The organism is Burkholderia sp. Ap-955 (genome assembly GCF_011753045.1).
Classification (GTDB): domain Bacteria; phylum Pseudomonadota; class Gammaproteobacteria; order Burkholderiales; family Burkholderiaceae; genus Burkholderia; species Burkholderia lata_D.
In genome coordinates, this window is the sequence record NZ_VWWH01000114.1 from 1 (window position 1) to 18,350 (window position 18,350).

17 protein-coding genes are annotated in these 18,350 nt (G+C 68.3%); 6 read left to right on the plus strand and 11 right to left on the minus strand.

Features of this window, described 5'->3' with window-relative positions; genetic code table 11:
* Window positions 1-412 (minus strand): MFS transporter (locus F3J15_RS33330; protein WP_166896517.1); only part of this gene is annotated, 412 nt, incomplete at its 3' end.
* Between the two features lie 154 nt (window positions 413-566).
* Here F3J15_RS33330 and F3J15_RS33335 point away from each other — a divergent pair.
* Complete coding sequence (locus F3J15_RS33335; RefSeq protein ID WP_166896519.1) at window positions 567-1,451, plus strand: LysR family transcriptional regulator; 885 nt, start codon at window positions 567-569, stop codon at window positions 1,449-1,451.
* 63 nt (window positions 1,452-1,514) lie between these two features.
* Here the strand turns inward: F3J15_RS33335 and eutC are convergent, their stop codons facing one another.
* The 4 genes from eutC to F3J15_RS33355 all read right to left on the minus strand — a co-directional run bounded on the left by eutC (window position 1,515) and on the right by F3J15_RS33355 (window position 6,993).
* Window positions 1,515-2,309, minus strand: a complete 795-nt coding sequence (eutC, locus tag F3J15_RS33340; protein ID WP_166896521.1) for an ethanolamine ammonia-lyase subunit EutC — start codon at window positions 2,307-2,309, stop codon at window positions 1,515-1,517.
* Window positions 2,306-3,703 (minus strand): ethanolamine ammonia-lyase subunit EutB, encoded by a 1,398-nt coding sequence (locus tag F3J15_RS33345; protein WP_166896523.1) that lies wholly within the window; start codon window positions 3,701-3,703, stop codon window positions 2,306-2,308. The genes eutC and F3J15_RS33345 overlap by 4 nt, the downstream gene beginning before the upstream one ends.
* 96 nt (window positions 3,704-3,799) lie before the next feature.
* Complete coding sequence (gene eat, locus F3J15_RS33350) at window positions 3,800-5,212, minus strand: ethanolamine permease (RefSeq protein ID WP_166896525.1); 1,413 nt, start codon at window positions 5,210-5,212, stop codon at window positions 3,800-3,802.
* Between the two features lie 317 nt (window positions 5,213-5,529).
* Window positions 5,530-6,993, minus strand: coding sequence for a mechanosensitive ion channel (locus F3J15_RS33355; RefSeq protein WP_166896527.1), 1,464 nt, complete (start codon window positions 6,991-6,993; stop codon window positions 5,530-5,532).
* A gap of 276 nt (window positions 6,994-7,269) precedes the next feature.
* On the opposite strand from F3J15_RS33355, the gene F3J15_RS33360 reads away from it, so the two are divergent.
* Window positions 7,270-8,148: an AraC family transcriptional regulator gene (locus F3J15_RS33360; protein WP_166896529.1), complete on the plus strand. Its 879-nt coding sequence runs from the start codon at window positions 7,270-7,272 to the stop codon at window positions 8,146-8,148.
* Window positions 8,149-8,234: 86 nt separating this feature from the next.
* Here F3J15_RS33360 and F3J15_RS33365 read toward each other — a convergent pair whose 3' ends face one another.
* Complete coding sequence (locus tag F3J15_RS33365; RefSeq protein ID WP_166896530.1) at window positions 8,235-8,603, minus strand: zinc ribbon domain-containing protein; 369 nt, start codon at window positions 8,601-8,603, stop codon at window positions 8,235-8,237.
* Between the two features lie 10 nt (window positions 8,604-8,613).
* Window positions 8,614-10,722 (minus strand): heavy metal translocating P-type ATPase, encoded by a 2,109-nt coding sequence (locus F3J15_RS33370; RefSeq protein ID WP_240159280.1) that lies wholly within the window; start codon window positions 10,720-10,722, stop codon window positions 8,614-8,616.
* Between the two features lie 27 nt (window positions 10,723-10,749).
* Between F3J15_RS33370 and F3J15_RS37940 the strand changes: the two genes are divergently transcribed.
* The 3 genes from F3J15_RS37940 to F3J15_RS33380 all read left to right on the plus strand — a co-directional run bounded on the left by F3J15_RS37940 (window position 10,750) and on the right by F3J15_RS33380 (window position 12,382).
* Window positions 10,750-11,250, plus strand: a complete 501-nt coding sequence (locus F3J15_RS37940; RefSeq protein WP_345891591.1) for a hypothetical protein — start codon at window positions 10,750-10,752, stop codon at window positions 11,248-11,250.
* A 59-nt stretch (window positions 11,251-11,309) separates the two neighbouring features.
* A complete protein-coding gene (gene cadR / locus F3J15_RS33375) occupies window positions 11,310-11,741 on the plus strand; it encodes a Cd(II)/Pb(II)-responsive transcriptional regulator (RefSeq protein ID WP_011350541.1) in 432 nt (143 codons plus the stop codon).
* A gap of 68 nt (window positions 11,742-11,809) precedes the next feature.
* The gene (locus F3J15_RS33380; RefSeq protein ID WP_166896534.1) at window positions 11,810-12,382 is read left to right on the plus strand and encodes a PadR family transcriptional regulator; all 573 of its coding nucleotides are present in this window, start codon (window positions 11,810-11,812) and stop codon (window positions 12,380-12,382) included.
* Between the two features lie 45 nt (window positions 12,383-12,427).
* Here the strand turns inward: F3J15_RS33380 and F3J15_RS33385 are convergent, their stop codons facing one another.
* The 4 genes from F3J15_RS33385 to F3J15_RS33400 all read right to left on the minus strand — a co-directional run bounded on the left by F3J15_RS33385 (window position 12,428) and on the right by F3J15_RS33400 (window position 16,766).
* A complete protein-coding gene (locus tag F3J15_RS33385; protein ID WP_166896536.1) occupies window positions 12,428-13,858 on the minus strand; it encodes an FAD-binding oxidoreductase in 1,431 nt (476 codons plus the stop codon).
* A 15-nt stretch (window positions 13,859-13,873) separates the two neighbouring features.
* On the minus strand, window positions 13,874-14,662 hold the full coding sequence (locus F3J15_RS33390; RefSeq protein ID WP_166896538.1) for an ABC transporter substrate-binding protein: 789 nt from the start codon (window positions 14,660-14,662) through the stop codon (window positions 13,874-13,876).
* Window positions 14,663-14,732: 70 nt separating this feature from the next.
* Window positions 14,733-15,887: a pyridoxal phosphate-dependent aminotransferase gene (locus tag F3J15_RS33395; protein ID WP_166896540.1), complete on the minus strand. Its 1,155-nt coding sequence runs from the start codon at window positions 15,885-15,887 to the stop codon at window positions 14,733-14,735.
* Between the two features lie 210 nt (window positions 15,888-16,097).
* Complete coding sequence (locus tag F3J15_RS33400; protein WP_166896542.1) at window positions 16,098-16,766, minus strand: TetR/AcrR family transcriptional regulator; 669 nt, start codon at window positions 16,764-16,766, stop codon at window positions 16,098-16,100.
* Window positions 16,767-16,893: 127 nt separating this feature from the next.
* Between F3J15_RS33400 and F3J15_RS33405 the strand changes: the two genes are divergently transcribed.
* Window positions 16,894-18,350, plus strand: a 1,457-nt coding sequence (locus tag F3J15_RS33405; protein WP_166896544.1) for an acyl-CoA dehydrogenase family protein, incomplete at its 3' end; no start/stop codon positions are given.

Sequence of the window (18,350 nt, forward strand, 5' to 3'; positions counted from 1 at the left end):
CGCCGTCGAACTCCTGCGCGAGCGCGGCCGTGCCGCCCGCCAGCGCCGCGGCCGCCGCGAGCCCTTGGGCGGCGCGCAGCAGGTCGACCGCAAGCATCGACGGCGCGAACGCGAGCGCGACCGACATCAGCGTGAAGCCGCCGACGCCGATCGCGAACAGGCGCTTGCGGCCGAACTGGTCGGCCAGCGCGCCGGCCGCCATCAGGAAACTGCCGAACGCGAGCATGAACGCGTTGGTGATCCAGTTCATCGCGACCGTCCCGCCGTGCAGGTCGCGGCCGATCGCGGGCGTCGCGACCGCGCCGCCCGAAAACGACAGCGGCAGCGCGACGGCGGCCATGCAGACGGCGGCCAGCACCCATGCGCGCCGGCGTGCCGACGGGTCCGACGCGTCTGAAAAAGGGTGATCCATCATCGCTCCTCGAAAAGCCGGCGCGGATGCGCCGTCAGAGCGACAGAAGATAAATCCGATTCAATCGGCGAAAAACCACGCGAAGCTCCGTATATAACGGACTAGAATTCCGCAATTCACTTGGCCACGTGCATCGACGCACGCCTTCGATTCGATGGAAAACCTGACCGGCATCGTCGCCTTCGTCCGCACCGCCGAAGCCTTGAGCTTCGTCGCGGCCGGCCGCGTGCTCGGCATCTCGGCGTCGGCGGTCGGCAAGACGATCGCGAAACTCGAACAGTCGCTCGGCGTGCGCCTGTTCAACCGCACGACGCGGCGCGTCACGCTCACCGAAGAAGGTCGGCACTTCTACGAACGCTGCCAGCGGATCCTCGAGGATTTCCGCGACGCGGAAGCGACCGTGACGGCCTCCGCGCAGCGCCCGCGCGGCAAGCTGCGCGTGAGCCTGCCGGTGATCGGCTACCGCTTCCTGCTGCCGGTGCTGCCTGAATTCCGGCAGCGCTACCCGGACGTCGAGCTCGATCTCGATTTCAACGACCGGATGGTGGACGTCGTCGAAGGCGGCTTCGACGCGGTGATCCGCAGCGGCCCGCTGTCGGATTCGAGCCTGATGTCGCGGCGGCTCGGCCCGTTCGCGTTCGTGCTGTGCGCGACGCCCGCGTATCTCGCGCAGGCCGGCACGCCGCGCACGCCGCGCGATCTCGAAGCGCACGACTGCGTGCGCTACTGCTTCCCGACCACCGGCAAGCTGCAGGACTGGGCGCTCGCGGCCGACGACGGCACGCCGCTGAAGCTGCGCACCGCGCTGACCTGCAACAACATGGAGGCGCTGCGCGGCACCGTGCTCGCGGGGCTCGGCATCGGCTACATGCCCGACTTCCTCGCGCGCGACGCGCTCGAACAGGGCGCACTCGTCACCGTGCTCGACGACTACCGGATCGCACCGGGGCAGTTCTCGATCGTGTGGCCGTCGAGCCGGCAGTTGTCGCCGAAGCTGCGCGTGTTCGTCGATTTTCTGTGCGAGCGGTTGTTCAGGTAGCCACCCCGCAGGCAGCTCGCACCGCGCGAATCCTGCCGCGAACCGCAGTCCGCGCGCCCCTTTTCAATCCGCCCCGATCCGCTCCGCCTCCGCCTGCGGCAGCAACGCATCACTGTCGTCCTTCAGCCCGACACCCGTCAGCCCGAGCCGGCGCGCATGCGTCATCAGGTAATGCAGCTTGTGCGCGGCCCCCGCGTACGGCAGCCCTTCGGGCCGCACGTTCGAGATGCAGTTACGCAATGCATCGTGGCAGCCGACCTTCGGCGCCCACGTCAGGTACACGCCGAGGCTGTCCGGCGAGCTGAGCCCCGGCCGCTCGCCGATCAGCATCGCGACGACCTTCGCGCGCAGCAGCTCGCCGATCTCGTCGCCGAGCGCGACACGCGCCTGCGTCGCGACCACCACCGGGCCGATCCGCCAGCCGTCCGCATCGAGCCGCGGCCGCACCGCCTGCAGCAACGGCAATGCCTGTTTCGCGGCCGCGAACGCCGACAACCCGTCGCCGACCACGAACACGACGTCGGGCCCATCGCCGCTCACCGCATCGCCGTGCGCAGCCAGCAGCGCGCGCCCTTCATCCGACAGCTTGCGGCCGAGGTCGGGCCGGCGCAGGTAATGCTGACGATCGGGCGCCGCGCTCTGCACGCCAAGCGTCGCGAAGCCGGCCGCCTCGATCTCCCGCCGCAGCGCGTCCACGTCGAGCGGCTGGTGCACCGCGTCACGCGCCTGCGCATGCGACAGGTTGAACGCGAGCAGCGGCGCGGTCGGCAGGCTGTTGCCCGCGCGGCCGAGCGCGATCCGTGCATTCGTGAACGACTTCAGCTGCGCCCACGGGTTCTTTTCGACGGCGTCGCTCATGCCGAAATCCCCATCCAGTCGTTCGCGCCCGCGAGCAGCGGCACGCGCGACGTCGCGGCGCGCAACGCACCGTGCGCGTCGGCGATCTCCATCGTCTCCAGCCACTCCTCGAATTCCGGCGCGCGGCGCAGGCCGAGCACCTCGCGCACGTAGAGCTGGTCGTGGAACGACGTGCTCTGGTAGTTCAGCATCACGTCGTCCGCGCCCGGAATCCCCATGATGAAGTTGATGCCGGCCGCACCGAGCAGCGTCAACAGCGTGTCCATGTCGTCCTGGTCGGCTTCCGCGTGGTTCGTGTAGCAGATGTCGCAGCCCATCGGCACGCCGAGCAGCTTCCCGCAGAAGTGATCCTCGAGCCCCGCACGGATGATCTGCTTGCCGTCGTACAGGTATTCCGGCCCGATGAAGCCGACCACCGTATTCACGAGGAACGGGTCGAACTTGCGCGCCACCGCATACGCGCGCACTTCGCAGGTCTGCTGGTCGACGCCGAAGTGCGCGTTCGCCGACAGCGCACTGCCTTGCCCCGTCTCGAAGTACATCAGGTTGTTGCCGACCGTGCCGCGCTTGAGCGACAACGCGGCCTCGCGCGCCTCGCCGAGCAGCGCGAGCGAGATGCCGAAGCTCGCGTTCGCCTTCTCGGTGCCCGCGATCGACTGGAACACGAGATCGACCGGCGCGCCCTTCTCGACCGCCGCGATCGTGTTGGTCACGTGCGTGAGCACGCACGACTGCGTCGGCACGCCGTAGCGTTCGCGGAACCCGTCGATCATCGCGAGCAGCTTCACGATCGCCGCGAGGCTGTCGGTGGCCGGGTTGATGCCGATCATCGCGTCGCCGCAGCCGTACATCAGCCCGTCGAGCATCGATGCGGCGATGCCCTTCACGTCGTCGGTCGGGTGGTTCGGCTGCAGCCGCACCGACATCCGGCCCGGCAGCCCGACCGTGTTGCGAAAGCGCGTGACGACGCGGCGCTTCCGCGCCGCCGCGATCAGGTCCTGGTTGCGCATCAGCTTCGACACGGCCGCGACCATCTCGGGCGTGAGGCCCGGCGCGATCCGTTCGAGCGCCGCGCCGTCGGCGGCCGGCGACAGCAGCCAGTTGCGGAAATCGCCGACGGTGAGGTGCGAGATGTCCGCGAAGGCAGCCGCGTCGTGATCGTCGACGATGAGGCGCGTGACCTCGTCGTCTTCATACGGGATCACCGCTTCGTTCAGGAATGCCTTCAGCGGCACGCCCGCGAGCGCGATCTTCGCGGCGACGCGCTCCTCCTCGCTCGCCGCCGCGACACCGGCGAGCTGGTCGCCGGAACGCAGCGGGCTCGCCTTCGCGAGCAGCGTCTTCAGGTCCGCGAAACGGTACGTGCGCGAACCGATCGTCTCCGTATAGGACATTAACGAATCTCCTTGCCTAAAGCCGACGGCGCGCCCGTTCGACGGGGCGCGCCGGATGCCGTCAGGAACGGCCTTTCACGTTCACCTTCACCCTGCTCACTCCTCCAGCAACGCATCGCCGGGCGCACTCGCACGCTGCGAACGCGTCGCGAGGAAGTACGCGTAGCCGAACGCGAGGAAGCCGAGGAACACCAGCGCGACCAGCCCGTTGAAGTACACCATCGTACCGAGACAGACCAACGCGGCCAGGATCGCGAACGCCGGGAAGATCGGGTACAGCGGCGCGCGGAACGGCCGCGCCATGTTCGGCTGCGAGCGGCGCAGCTTGAACAGCGACGCCATGCTCACGATATACATCACGATCGCACCGAATACCGACATCGTCACGATATTCGCGGTCAGCGTCTGCCCGCCGAACTGGATCAGCTCGTCGCTGTAGATCGCCGCGATGCCGACCACGCCGCCCGCGAGAATCGCGCGATGCGGCGTCTTGAAGCGGGGATGCACCTTGCCGAGCCATTCGGGCAGGTAGCCTTCGCGGGCCAGCGCGAAGATCTGGCGCGAATAACCGAGGATGATCCCGTGGAACGACGCGACCAGCCCGAACAGCCCCAGCCACACGAGCATGTGCATCCAGCCGCTGTTCGCGCCGACGATGTACTTCATCGCCTGCGGCAGCGGATCGTTGATGTTCGCGAGCTTGGTCCAGTCGCCCGCGCCTCCGGCGAACACCATCACGCCGATCGCGAGTGCAACGAGGGTCAGGATCCCGGCCACATACGCGATCGGGATCGAGCGCTTCGGATTCTTCGCTTCCTCGGCGGCCATCGCGACGCCTTCGATCGCGAGGAAGAACCAGATCGCGAACGGGATCGCCGCGAACATCCCGTGGAACGCGCCCATGCTGAAATGATCGGCGCCCGACCAGCCGCCCTTCATGAAATTGCTCCACGCGAAGCCCGGCGACACGACGCCCATGAACACCAGCAGCTCGAAGATCGCGAGCAGCGTGACGACCAGCTCGAAGGTCGCCGCGATCTGCACGCCGACGATGTTCAGCGCCATGAATACGAGATACGCGCCCATTGCCGCATGCTTGGGCTCGAGGCCCGGGAACTGCACGTGCAGGTACGCGCCGATCGCGAGTGCGATCGCGGGCGGTGCAAACACGAACTCGACGAGTGTCGCGGCACCGGCGAGATAGCCGCCGGTCGAGCCGAACGCACGGCGCGCATACGCGAACGGGCCGCCCGCGTGCGGGATCGACGTCGTCAGCTCGGTGAAACTGAAGATGAAGGTGGTGTACATCGCCGCGACGAACAGCGCGGTGACGACGAAGCCCAGCGTGCCGGCGCTCGCCCAGCCGTAGCTCCAGCCGAAGTACTCGCCGGAAATCACGAGGCCGACCGCGATGCCCCACAGTTGCCAGGTCCCGAGCGTCTGCTGCAGCGCGGGCTGGCCGGACGACTTGGCGCCGGCGGCGGGCCGGCCATTCGACTCTGCTTTCATCGGACTCTCTCCTCAAAGGCGCCGGGCCTGGCGGCCTGCGCGACTGAGAATCGATGCTAGAGAGTCATTAAACGACGTGTTATCGAAATTCGGCAAAGATCGCGGCTGACATTTCGCTTGCAGAAATGCAGACCCGGAACGGCTGACGAAGCCGACACGCCGCAGGCGGCACAGCGACAGCCTTCGCCAACAGCCGGGCGCCGCCGGCGCCGCACGAGCGAACGCTGTCGCGTGCCGTTCTCGCCCGGCGGGATGCACACGCCGCCGCCGTGCCGTCCGGCCATGCAGCGCGGCCGGACGGATGCTCGACGGTGGCTTTACTGGCCGCCGCCGCGCTGGTTGAACCAGCGGTCGAGCAGCTTGCCGGCCGCCTCGCGACCGCCGAGACCGAACGACAGCGCCACCGCCACCGCGATCGCGCCGAGCACGAGGCCGAATGCAAGCTGGACGATCTCGTTCGCGATGCCCATCGCACGCAGCCCCATCGCGAACACGAGGCCCAGGATCGCGAATTGCGCGATGCGCGCGAACAACACGCTGTGCTCGCGGTCGGCCTGCTCGATCACGCGACGCGCGAGGCCCGCGAGCCACACGCCGATCACGAGGATCACGCCGCCCATCAGTACGTGGCCGCCGAATTCGATGAAGAGGGTGACGACGTCGCGCACCTGCGTGAAGCCGAGCCGGTTCGCGGCCTCGACCGACGCGAACAGCATCGCGAAGAACACGATCAGCCGCGCGACCAGCACCGACGGCTGCAGGATCCCCGAGAACACGCGCTCGACACCGAGCACGGCCGGCAGCCCGTCGGCGCCCGCGGCTTCCAGCAGCTTCTGCGCGAGCGACGCGACGAAGCGCGCGAAGTAGAAGGTCACCAGCACGATCACGATCGCCGCGACGATGTCCGGCACCGCACCGAGGAACTGGTTCAGCATGTTGGTGGCCGGCACCGAGATCGCGTCGATCTTCAGCGCGTCGAGCGCGGAGATCAGCGTCGGCACGAACACGAACACGTAGACGATCGTGCCGACCAGGCTCGACACGCGCACGGGCGTCGGGCTGTCGAGGCGCTGCGTGAGGCGGTCGGCGCCGGCGGCGACGAGCAGGTTCGTCACGAGGCCGCGCAGCACGCGTGCGACGATCCAGCCGACGAAGCCGATCACCGCGGCCGCGAAAATGTTCGGCACGATCGCGAGCAGCTTGTCGACCATCCCCTGCACCGGCGACAGCAGCCCCGACAGCGCGAACGATCCGAGGATCGCCGGCAGGAACATCAGGATCACGAGCCAGAACAGCACGTCGCCGAGATAGCCGGCCATCGGCTGCATACCGGCGCCTTCGGACAGCTTGTCGTCGATCTTGCTCGCCTTCAGCGCGCGGTTCGCGAGGCTGCGCAGCAGCGACGCGATGAGCCACGCGATCAGCGTCAGCGCCGCGCCGCCGATCAGGTTCGGCAGGTAGTTGACGATATGCGTGACGAGCAGCGAGAACGGGTTGGAGACCGCATACAGGTTGAGCACGTTGAAGATGCCCACCGCGGTGACCAGCAGCACGAGCCAGAACAGCCCGCCCGCGATGATGCGCTCGACGTAGGCGCCCTGGCCGGTGCTTTCGTTGATCCGCTGATCGACCTTCAGCGCGCCGAGCAGGCGCATCGCGCCGGCCCGCACCGCGACGGCGATCAGCCAGCCGATCACCAGAATGCCGATCGCGCCGGCAATCTTTGGCAGATACCCCCCTAGCGTGGTCTGCAGCGACGTGATGAAGCTGGAAGCATCCATTTCTTCTTCTCCCGAAAACGTGGTGTTGCGATTGGACATCGACGAACTACCTGCGTACTTCGAAAAACGTGCTGCCCCGACGGAGCAACTTACCCGAGAAAAATGACGCGATCACCCGATTTCACCGTCTTTAACTTTAGTTCTAGATCTCGGAGGGGCAAGACCCCATTTCGTCAAAATAAAAAGGGTGCGATTCGTCGGCCTCCTACGCATTTCCGCAAGATTTATCAAATCGGGCCGTGCTACCGTGACGTCGGTTCCTGCCCGGACACGCCGATGACCGTCGAAACGAAACCCGACCAGCCCGCCTGGATTCGCTACGCGGCCAGCGTGGCGCGCGTCCACGCGTACATTCATGCACACCTCGACGGCCCGCTCGACCTGAACCGGCTCGCCGAAGTCGCGTGCCTGTCGCCGTATCACTGGCAGCGCGTCTATCGCGCGCTGTATGGCGAGTCGATCGTGCTGACGGTGCGGCGGATGCGGATCGTGCGCGCATCCGAGGATCTCGTGTGCACGGCGCGGCCGATCGACGAGATCGCGCGGCGCGCCGGCTACGGTTCGACGCACGCGTTCGCGCGGGCGTTTCGCGACGCCTACGGCGTGCCGCCCGTGCAGCACCGGCGCACGGGCAGCCACCGGCCCATCTATCCGTTACAGCGAGGAGAAGAAGACATGTTCAAGCATGAAGTCGAGATCCGGCGGCTGCCGGAATTACACGGCTATGCAGTGGCGCACACCGGTTCGTACCTGAAGGTCGGCGACGCGTTCGCTCGGATCGGTGCGTGGGCCGGTCCGCGCGGGCTGATCGGCCCGGGCGCGAAGATGATCGGCATTTTTTACGACGATCCGGACACGACGCCCGAGGCGCAGCTGCGCGCGAAAGCCTGCTTCATGCCGGCCGACGGCGCACCTGACATCGAACCCGCGCCGCCGGTGGAGCGCGCGACGGTCGCGGGCGGCGAATATGCGGTGCTGCTGCATACGGGACCGTATGCGGATCTGAAGACGGCCTACCAGTGGCTCTACGGCGACTGGCTGCGTCACTCGGGCCGCGAAGCCGCCGACGCGCCGCCGTTCGAGCTGTACCTCAATACGCCGATGGATGCGGCGCCGGCCGATCTGCGCACGGAAATCTACCTGCCGCTGCGCTGATCGAAAGGCCGGTGCGCGCCGGCCCTGAAACGAGGCGCGCCGGCCGGCGTTCGCACGCCGCCGGCGCGGATGGCCGACACACTGACTTACACAGCCTGCGTCCCGCACCCGGGACAGAACCGCGCGTCGGCCGCCAGCGCCGAATGGCAGCGGCTGCAGGACTTGCCGCGTTGCGCGGCACCGCACTGCGCGCAGAAACGCGCGTCCGTCGCATTGAGCGCACCGCAGCCCGCACAGGCGAGCTGGCTCAACGGCACGTTGCCGCCACCCTGCGCGCTTCGGCTATCGGCCGGCGCCTGCCAGCCCCAGCCATGGCGATCGCGGCCGCGCGCATCGTGACCGCCATGCCCGTCCCGGCGCTGCCCGCCGTGATGCCCGCCGCCGTGGCCGCCGTTGCCGTGCCCGCCGCCATGGCCACCGCCGTGGCCGCTCAGGATTCGTTTCAGAAAGCTCATCGCCCGCTCCTCAACGCTTGGCCTGCGCGCCGCCGAACGCCCCCGAGGACGACAGCAGCCGCAAACCGTTGGCCACGACGATCAGGCTTGCGCCCGCGTCGGCGAAGACCGCCATCCACATCGTGCCGAGCCCCGCGACCGTGAGGCCGAGGAACACGATCTTCACGCCGAGCGCGAAGCCGATGTTCTGAACCAGTACGCGATGCGTCGCACGCGACAGCCGCACGAACGCGGGAATCTTGCGCAGGTCGTCGTCCATCAGCGCGACGTCGGCCGTCTCGATCGCCGTGTCGGTGCCCATCGCGCCCATCGCGAAACCGATGTCGGCGCGCGCGAGCGCCGGTGCGTCGTTGATCCCGTCGCCGACCATCCCGACCGCGCCCGCGCCGCCGGCCGACAGCTCCTCGACTGCCGCGAGCTTGTCTTCCGGCAACTGATTGCCACGTGCGTCGTCGATGCCGGCCTGCTGCGCGATCGCCTCCGCGGTATGCGGGTTGTCGCCGGTCAGCATCGCGGTGCGGATGCCGAGCGCATGCAGATCGGCGATCGCTTCACGGCTCGTGTCCTTGATCGTGTCGGCCACCGCGAAGATGCCGAGCACGCGCGCTGCGTCGACCAGCACCACGACGCTCTTGCCCTGCCGCTCGAGCGCATCGAGCTTCGCTTCGAGGGCCGTCGAGCAGCGCTCGAGCTCCTCGGCGAGGCGGTGGTTGCCGAGCCAGTAGCACGTGCCGTCGATCGTGCCGCGCACGCCGCGCCCGACGATCGCTTCGAAGTCCTGTACATCGGCAAATGCCGTCATGCCGGCATCGCGGGCAGCCGTTGCGATCGCCTGCGACACCGGGTGATCGGAGCGCGCCGCAAGGCTCGCGCCGAGGTGCCGCACACGTGCGTCATCGGCGTCGGTCGCGTGCAGGTCGAAGTCGGTCTGCACCGGCTTGCCGTGCGTGATCGTGCCGGTCTTGTCGAGCGCGAGCCACGCGAGCTTGCGCCCTTCTTCCAGGTACACGCCGCCCTTCACAAGAATCCCGCGTCGTGCGGCTGCCGCGAGCCCCGACACGATCGTCACCGGCGTCGAGATCACCAGTGCGCACGGGCACGCGATCACGAGCAGCACCAGCGCGCGGTAGATCCAGTCGTGCCACGCACCGCCCATCACGAGCGGCGGCGCCACCGCGACCAGCAGCGCGACCGCGAACACGATCGGCGTGTAGACGCGTGCGAACTGGTCGACGAAGCGCTGCGTCGGCGCCTTCGCGCCTTGCGCTTCTTCAACCGCATGGATGATCCGCGCGAGCGTCGAGTTGGCCGCGACGGCCGTCACGCGATAGTCGAACGAGCCCGATTCATTGATCGTGCCCGCGTACACGGCGTCGCCGGTCGTCTTTTCGACGGGCAGGCTCTCGCCGGTGATCGGCGCCTGGTTCACCGTCGAGCGGCCCGCGACGACTTCGCCGTCCAGCCCGATCCGCTCGCCCGGCTTCACGCGCACGACTGCACCGAGCGCCACCTGCGCAGCCTCGATCGTGTGCCACGACCCGTCGACGCCCTGCACGGTCGCGGTGTCCGGCGCGAGCTGCATCAGCCCCTGGATCGCATTGCGCGCCCGGTCCAGCGACTTCGCTTCGATCAATTCCGCAATCGTGAACAGCACCATCACCATCGCGGCTTCCGGCCACTGGCCGATCGCCATCGCGCCCGTCACCGCGATGCTCATCAGCGCGTTGATGTTCAGGTTGCCGTTGCGGATCGCGATCCAGCCCTTCTTGTACGTGGTGAGCCCGCACGCGAGCACCGCCGCGAGCGCAAGCGCCGCCGACAGCCACACGGGCAGGCCCGCCCAGGTCGCGCCTTCGGACGCGATCGCGGCGACACCGGCGAGCGCCAGCGGCCACCACGGCTTCGCGGGCGCGTCGGCGACGCGCGCGGCCGGTCCGCCGGGCGCTGCCGCCTCGGGCGTCATCCCGAGCGAGCGGATCGCGCCTTCGATCGCCGGCTGGGCGTCCGGCACGTGCTCGACCGTCAGCATCCGCTGCATCAGGTTGAATTCGAGCGCCGACACCTCGCCCATCGCGCCGAGCTTCTTGCGGATCAGCGTTTCCTCGGTCGGGCAGTCCATCTGCATGATCCGGAATGCGGAGCGCACGTGACCCGACGCGGTCGCCTGCGCAACCGGCAGCGGCGCGAGCGTCAGCGCGGCAGGCGCGCAGCAATCGCCGGCCGCGTGGTCGTGGTCGTGGTCGTGGTCGTGGTCGTGACCGGCATGGTCGCGCGCGGCGTTGCCGTGTGCACGGGCGGCGCCATGGACATGCCCGTCACCGTGCTCGTGTGCATGGTCATGACCCTGGTCGTGGTCGTGTTCCTTGCCGCTGCCGTGGCTGCAACCGGCGCCGTGGACGTGACCCTCTTCACGACCCGCGTGCCCATGATCATGTTCATGATCGTGGCTGCGCGCATGCGACTGCGCGCCGCGCGCTGCAGCGACCTCGCCGTGCGCGTGCTCGCCGGCCGACGGCGCCGCATCGGCAACGGTCGCCGTATCCGTATCGTGCGCGTCGGCGCAGCACGGGGCGCCGCCGCCGGCATGACGGTGTCGTGGGTCGTGGGTACGCTGGGCGTCGGTCATGACAACCTCCTCAATGGCTAACGGTGTAGAGTTAACACCCTGAAGCCACTACAAGGTCAACCCTTGCACGGGAGAAAGGTATGAAGATCGGCGAACTGGCCAAAGCGGCCCGCTGCACACCCGAGACGATCCGTTTCTACGAGAAAGAGGGTCTGATGCCGGATGCGGAGCGCACCGACTCGAACTACCGCAACTACACCGACGTGCACGTCGAGCGGCTGCGCTTCATCCGCAACTGCCGCGCGCTCGACATGGCGCACGACGAAATCCGCGCGCTGCTCCAGCTCACCGACACGCCGGCCGACCCCTGCGATTCGATCAATTCGCTGCTCGACGAGCACATCGGGCACGTCGATGCGCGCCTCGCGGAACTCACGCACCTGCGCGACCAGCTCACCGAATTGCGCCGCCAGTGCGTCGGCGAACATTCGGTCGAGGATTGCGGCATCGTGCACGGTCTCGCGACGATGGAAACCGTTGCGCCGGCCGCGAAGCGCTCACACCTCGGCTGAAACCCTTGTGAAATATGATAGTCTGGTTGAGAATAGTTATATTCTTACTAGATATTGAATAACTATTCATGTCCACCGGTCGTCTGTCTCCGCTTGCGCTGGCCGTCCTCGCGACGCTCACCGAAACGCCGATGCATCCGTACGGGATGCTGCAGCAACTGAAGGCTCGCGGGTACGACGAAGTCGTCAACGTGCGCCAGCGCACGAGCCTCTACCAGACGATCGACCGGCTGCTGCGCGACGGGCTGATCGCCGTGCACGACACCGAGCGCGACGGCGCGTTTCCGGAGCGCACGCTGTATGCGCTGACCGAGGCCGGGCACACGGCCGGGCAGGCGTGGCTGCACACGCTGCTCGCGGAGCCCGCGCGTGAATTCCCGGCGTTCGGCGCCGGTCTCGCGTTCCTGCCGCTGCTCGACGCCGAAGATGCACGCCACCAGCTGGAGCTTCGAATCACGCGGCTCGACGCCGAGCGCGAGCGCCTCGAAACGCTGCGCGCCACCGCGCAGGCCGATCAGGTACCGCGCCTGTTCCTGCTGCAGAACGAGCATGCGCTCGTGCTGCTCAATGCCGAACTCGACTGGGCGCGCAGCGTCGTCGAACACCTGAAGATCGGTGCGCTGCGCTGGGTGGATGGTTGACGGATCGCGCAGGCCGATTCGCACGAACAACGGCGATCGGTCTCGTTAAAGCACTTTGCCGGGATTCAGGATGCCGCACGGATCCAGCGCGGCCTTCAGTCGTCGCATCAATCCGATTTCCGCGTCGCTGCGCGTATGCGCGAGATAAGCGCGCTTGAGCACGCCGATCCCGTGCTCGGCCGACACCGAGCCGCCCATGTCACGCACCACCGCGTACACGCAGTGATCGAGCGCATCGAGGTCCGTGTCGGTCATCCCGGCCAGCGACACGCCGATATGCACGTTGCCGTCGCCGACGTGGCCGAAGAACAGGCACGTGCCGTCCGGCCAGTGCGCCCTCAACGCCGCCTCGCAGCGCTCGGCGAACGCGCCGAGTTCGCCCGTCGGCAGGCTCACGTCGAAGTTGACGAGATGCGGCAGCGCGTCGATCGCGAGTCCTTCACGCAGCGTCCACAGGTCACGCGCCTGCCGCTCCGACGTCGCGAGCACCGCATCCTCCACGAGCCCTGCGTCGAACCCCGCCGCGAGACCGGTTTCCAGCGCATGATGCGCGTCGCCGCCCGGCGCGCTCGTCGCGCATTCGATCAGCACCGCGAAGCCAGCGTCGCCGACAAACGGTGCCGAAACGCCCTGCGTATGACGCGCGACGTAGTCGTAGAACGCCGGCCACATCGCCTCGAAGCTGACGACCTCCGGCAGCGTGCGCACGCGGTTCCACAGCGCGACCACCGCGTCGTAGTCGCGCACGCGGCAGAGCGCCGTGGCCGGCGCGGCCAGCAGCGGATGCAGCCGCAGCACCGCGCGCGTGACGACGCCGAGCGTCCCCTCGCTGCCGATGAACAGCTGCTTGAGGTCGTAGCCCGCATTGTTCTTCAGCATCCGGTTCATCGACGACACGACCGTGCCGTCCGCGAGCACGGCCTCGAGCCCGAGTACCTGCTCGCGCATCATCCCGTAGCGGATCGCGCGCGTGCCGCCCGCATTGGTCGCGAGCATGCCGCCGATCTGGCATGAGCCGCGTGCGCCAAGATCGACGCCGAACGTGAAACCCGCCGCTTCCGCGGCTTCCTGCACCGTCTGCAGCGGCGTTCCGGCGCGTACCGTCATCGTGCCGGCCGCCGCGTCGAGTGCCTCGATGCCCGCGAAGCGCTCCATCGACAGCACCACCTCGCCGCCGAGCGCGACCGCGCCGCGCGCAAGTCCCGTCAAACCGCCCTGCGGCACGACCGGCTGGCCGAGCCGCGCACAGAGCGCGAGCGTGCGCGACACGTCGTCGACACTCCGTGGTCGCACCAGCGCGCGCGGCCGCACGCCGGCCGGCTCGTTGTACGCGGTGAAGTAACGCGGATCGATATCCACCGAGCGCGTAACGAGCGCATCGCCCAGTTCGGCGACGAGCAGGGCTTCGACCGCATCACCCGACAGCGATGCGCCGCCCTGTTCGCCACCCACGGCGGCCGTGTTCCGGTTCTGCATCGCGCGCGGCTCCGCTTACTTCGCCGAGATGTCGATATCGCCGAAATACTTCAGGCCGAGCGACTTCACCGTGCCGTCCGCCTTCAGCTTGTCGATCGCCGCATCGAGTTTCGCCTTCAGCGCGCTGTCGCCTTTACGCAGCCCGAATGCGATGCCATTGCCGAGAATCTTGTCGTCGCGCACGGGCTGGCCGACGAACGAGAAGCCCTTGCCGTCCGGACGCGACAGGAAGCCGCGCTGGCCGGACGGTGCGAGCACCAGCGTCGCGTCGAGGCGGCCGGCCACGAGGTCCGCGTACGCCTGGTTCTGGTCCTGGTACGCGACGACCGCGACGCCGGCCGGCTCCCAGTGCGCCTTCGCGAAGGTTTCCTGGATCGACGCCTGCAGCACGCCGACACGCTTGCCTTTCAGCGACTCCGGCGTCGGCAGCAGGCCGCTGCCGGTGCGTGCGATCAGCTGGGTCGGCACGCGATAGATGATCGTCGTGAAGTCGATCGCCTGGCGCCGCTGCTCGGTCGCGTTCATCGCCGAGTTGATCGCGTCGAACTTGCGGCCCTGCAGCGCGGGGATCAGGCCGTCGAACGACGTCTCGACCCATTTGCACGACAGCTTCGCCGTCTGGCAGACCGCATTGCCGACGTCAATGTCGAAGCCTTGCAGGTCGCCGTTCGGCGCTTTCGATTCGAACGGCGGGTATTGCGCCTCGAGGCCGAAGCGCAACGTCTGCGCCTCGGCGAACGCTGCGCCGGAGCCGATTGCGCACGCGAGTGCGAACGCGAGTTTCAGGGTGGCCGTGTGCTTCATCGTGATCTCCTGTGTCTGGTCGGTGCGACGCTCCCCTCGCCGGGTGCCCGTCGCCGGTTTCCGTACGGGCCTACAGCGAACGCAGCCGCCGCGCGCCTTCGATCAGCGTCGCGTCGTCCTTCGAAAAACTGAGCCGGATCACGCCGGCGTCGGTTCCGTCGGTATAGAACGCCGACAGCGGAATCGTCGCGACGCGCGCGTCGCGGATCAGGCGCAGCACGAAATCGCTGTCGCTTTCGTCCGAGAAGTGCCGGAAGCGCGCGAGCATGAAGAACGAGCCTTCGCTCGGCAGCAGCTCGAAACGCGAATCGGCCAGCTCGCGCGCGAGCAGGTCGCGCTTGGCCTGGTAGAACGCCGACAGGCCGAGATAGCTGTCCGGCCGCGCGAGGATCTCCGCGAATGCGACCTGCATCGGCGTGTCGGCCGCGAACACCATGAACTGGTGCACCTTGCGGATCTCGTCCATCAGCTCGGCCGGCGCGAGGCAATGGCCGACCCGCCAGCCCGTCACGTGGAACGACTTGCCGAACGACGACACGATCACGCTGCGCTCGGCCAGCTCGCGATGGCGCGCCATGCTCTGGTGCTGCGCGCCGTCGAACACGACGTGCTCATACACTTCGTCGGACAGGATCACGATGCCGGTATCGCGCGTGAGCTGCGCGAGCCGTTCGAGATCGTCGGCGGAAAACACGGTCGCGGTCGGGTTGTGCGGCGTGTTCACGATGATCATCCGCGTGCGCGGGTTGATCGCCGCGGCGACTTCGTCCCAGTTCACGCGGAAATGCTCCGGCGACAGCTTGATTGCCACCGGCGTCGCGCCCTGCAGCCGCACGATCGGCGCATAGCTGTCGAACGACGGCTCGAAGTAGATCACCTCGTCGCCCGGATGCACGAGCGCGCTGATCGCCGCGTAGAGCCCTTCGCTCGCGCTGGCAATCACCGTGATTTCCGTGGCCGGGTCGTAGTGCGCGCCGTACAGCGCTTCGGTTTTTTCAGCGAGCCGCTCGCGCAGCGCCATGACGCCGGCCATCGGCGCGTACTGGTTGTGCCCGTCGCGCATCGCGCGCGCAACGCCTTCGACGAGCGCCGGATCGGGCGCGAAATTCGGCGCCCCCTGCGACAGGTTCAACGCATCGTGCCGGGCAGCCAGTTGGCCGATCACCGTGAAGATCGTCGTCCCGACGTCGGGCAGTTTCGAACGGGGCGCGGTCGCGCTTCGCATGACTCCTCCTTCTGATGTCCTTCGGGCGGCCGCGCGCGACGCGCACGGCCTGCATCTGTCGCACGATTTAGCCCGAGCCAATATCGGTGGACAATCGAAAGTTCGTCATGGCGGCCATGCATTTTTCTCATGACTCGCGCAGAGGGGCGCGCAGCGGCAAGGCTAGCCTGCCGGGGCGACATGCGAATCAGGCATTTCCCCTAGTGAATGCTACCGGCCGGCTGCCGCCAGGTAGGCGAGCAGCACGGCCCACAGTTCGTCGCGCAGCGCGGCGATGTCGAACGCGGGCCCCAGCGTCAGCAACGCCTGCGAAAGCCCGCCGTAGCAGATCGTGTGCGCCATCCGCGCGAGCCCGTCGAGCCGCGCGGCGGGTGGCGGGTCGGCCGCGTGCGCGAGCGCGTCGCGCCACAGCGCGACGTACGCGTCGTAATGCCGGCGGTAGGCGGTGAGCGGCGACACCTGCCGCTCCAGCGCGAAGAGCGCGCCCCACAGCGCCGCGTCGGCGCCGATCGCCTCGACCTGCAGGTCGACGAGCGCGGCGGCCAGTTCGGCCCGCGGCGCGCCGCGCAGCCGCGCGATGGCGTCGCGCAGCCGGTCGGCCAACGCCTGCACGTGCCGGTGGATGCAGAGCGCCGCGAGGCTCTGCTTGTCGCCGAAATATTCGTAGAAGGTGCCGATGCTGACGCCCGCGACCGCCGCGATCTCGCGAATCGTCGCCTTCGCGTAGCCGCGTTCGAGCAAAAGCTGAACGAACGCCTGCTGCAGCGCGTCGGAACTCGCCTGCGCGCGCGACTGGCGCGGCCGGCGACGCAAGGCGGGCGCGGGTTGCGCCGCCGGCTGACCGGGCGGCGCCGGAACCTGAACATGTCGCGGCGGCATATTTGCTACTCTGGAAATCAGCAGGGCATGCGTTTTACCGGGGGCCGGAGCCGGCGCCAACGCCGACGCGTCATCCGTGCGGCATGACGCCGGCCGCCCGCGAAGCATGAGACCGGAGACCACCTCGATGACCGAATCGACTCACGCCGTCACGAACCAGTTCGACGAACTGGTCGACTATAACCTCTTCGCGACGGACATCGCGCTGCGCGACGCGCTCACCCGCGCGGGCGCCGACTGGGCCGTGCCGCAGCTCGACGCCTACGGCGCGCGGCTCGGCAGCGCCGACACCGCACGGCTCGCCGGCGAAGCGAACCACCACACACCGGAACTGCACACCTTCGACCGGCGCGGCCGGCGCATCGACCGCGTCGACTTCCACCCGGCCTGGCACACGCTGCTCGGCCAGTACCGCCACGAAGGCTTCGTGTCGCTCGCCTTCCGCGACACGCGCCGCGGCCGCTGGGCCGCGACCGCGGCCGGCTTCTACCTGCATGGCCAGATCGAAGCCGGCACGCTGTGCCCGGCGACGATGACGCAGGCCGCGATTCCCGTGCTGCAGAAGGAGCCCGCGCTGTGGGACCTGCTGCGCGACAAGCTCTACAGCAACGACTACGATCCGCGCGACGTGCCGGTCGCCGACAAGCGCTCGATCTGGTTCGGCATGGGCATGACCGAGAAACAGGGCGGCTCCGACGTGCGCGCGAACACGACACTCGCGACCGCGGTCGGCGCGGGCGGACGCGGCGGCGAATACCGGCTGCGCGGCCACAAGTGGTTTTTCTCCGCGCCGATGTGCGATGCCCACCTCGTCGTCGCACGCACCGAAGCCGGCAGCCCGTCGTGCTTCTACGTGCCGCGCTGGCGGCCGGACGGCACGAAGAACGCGGTCGAGATCCAGCGGCTGAAGGACAAGGTCGGCAACCGCAGCAACTCGAGCAGCGAGATCGAGCTGAACGACGCGTGGGGCATCATGCTCGGCGACGAAGGCCGCGGCATCCCGACCATCATCGAGATGGCCACCACCACGCGGCTGAACTGCGTGCTCGGCAGCGCGGCGATGCTGCGCCAGGGCGTCGTGCAGGCGATCGCGTACACGCGCCAGCGCCATGCGTTCGGCCGCGCGCTCGCCGAGCAGCCGCTGATGCGCACCGTGCTCGCCGATCTCGCGCTCGAAAGCGAAGCCGCGCTGTCGCTGTCGATGCGTCTCGCCGACGCGTTCGAGCGCGACGACTCGCCGCGCGAACGCGCGTGGAAGCGGATCGTCACGCCCGCCGCGAAATTCTGGGTGTGCAAGCGCGCGGTCGAGCTGACCGGCGAGGTGATGGAAGTGTTCGGCGGCAACGGCTACGTCGACGACGGCCCGATCGCGCGGTTGTTCCGCGAGGCGCCCGTCAACTCGATCTGGGAAGGCTCGGGCAACGTGATGTGCCTCGACGTGCTGCGCGCGATATCGCGCGAGCCCGACGCGGCCGCCGCGCTGTTCGCCGAACTCGCCGACCTCGGCGCGGGCGAACCGCGCATCCGCGCGGCGCTCGATGCGCTGCGCGCGATGCTCGCGGCGCCGGCGGACACGCTCGAGGC

Coding starts and splice junctions, on each gene's coding strand:
- eutC (WP_166896521.1), bottom strand. CDS start 2,309: ATGAGCGACGCCGTCGAAAAGAACCCGTGGGCGCAGCTGAAGTCGTTC.
- F3J15_RS33345 (WP_166896523.1), bottom strand. CDS start 3,703: ATGTCCTATACGGAGACGATCGGTTCGCGCACGTACCGTTTCGCGGAC.
- F3J15_RS33335 (WP_166896519.1), top strand. CDS start 567: ATGGAAAACCTGACCGGCATCGTCGCCTTCGTCCGCACCGCCGAAGCC.
- F3J15_RS33400 (WP_166896542.1), bottom strand. CDS start 16,766: ATGCCGCCGCGACATGTTCAGGTTCCGGCGCCGCCCGGTCAGCCGGCG.
- F3J15_RS33370 (WP_240159280.1), bottom strand. CDS start 10,722: ATGGACTGCCCGACCGAGGAAACGCTGATCCGCAAGAAGCTCGGCGCG.
- F3J15_RS33385 (WP_166896536.1), bottom strand. CDS start 13,858: ATGCAGAACCGGAACACGGCCGCCGTGGGTGGCGAACAGGGCGGCGCA.
- F3J15_RS33355 (WP_166896527.1), bottom strand. CDS start 6,993: ATGGATGCTTCCAGCTTCATCACGTCGCTGCAGACCACGCTAGGGGGG.
- F3J15_RS33365 (WP_166896530.1), bottom strand. CDS start 8,603: ATGAGCTTTCTGAAACGAATCCTGAGCGGCCACGGCGGTGGCCATGGC.
- cadR (WP_011350541.1), top strand. CDS start 11,310: ATGAAGATCGGCGAACTGGCCAAAGCGGCCCGCTGCACACCCGAGACG.
- F3J15_RS33390 (WP_166896538.1), bottom strand. CDS start 14,662: ATGAAGCACACGGCCACCCTGAAACTCGCGTTCGCACTCGCGTGCGCA.
- F3J15_RS33360 (WP_166896529.1), top strand. CDS start 7,270: ATGACCGTCGAAACGAAACCCGACCAGCCCGCCTGGATTCGCTACGCG.
- F3J15_RS33380 (WP_166896534.1), top strand. CDS start 11,810: ATGTCCACCGGTCGTCTGTCTCCGCTTGCGCTGGCCGTCCTCGCGACG.
- F3J15_RS33395 (WP_166896540.1), bottom strand. CDS start 15,887: ATGCGAAGCGCGACCGCGCCCCGTTCGAAACTGCCCGACGTCGGGACG.
- eat (WP_166896525.1), bottom strand. CDS start 5,212: ATGAAAGCAGAGTCGAATGGCCGGCCCGCCGCCGGCGCCAAGTCGTCC.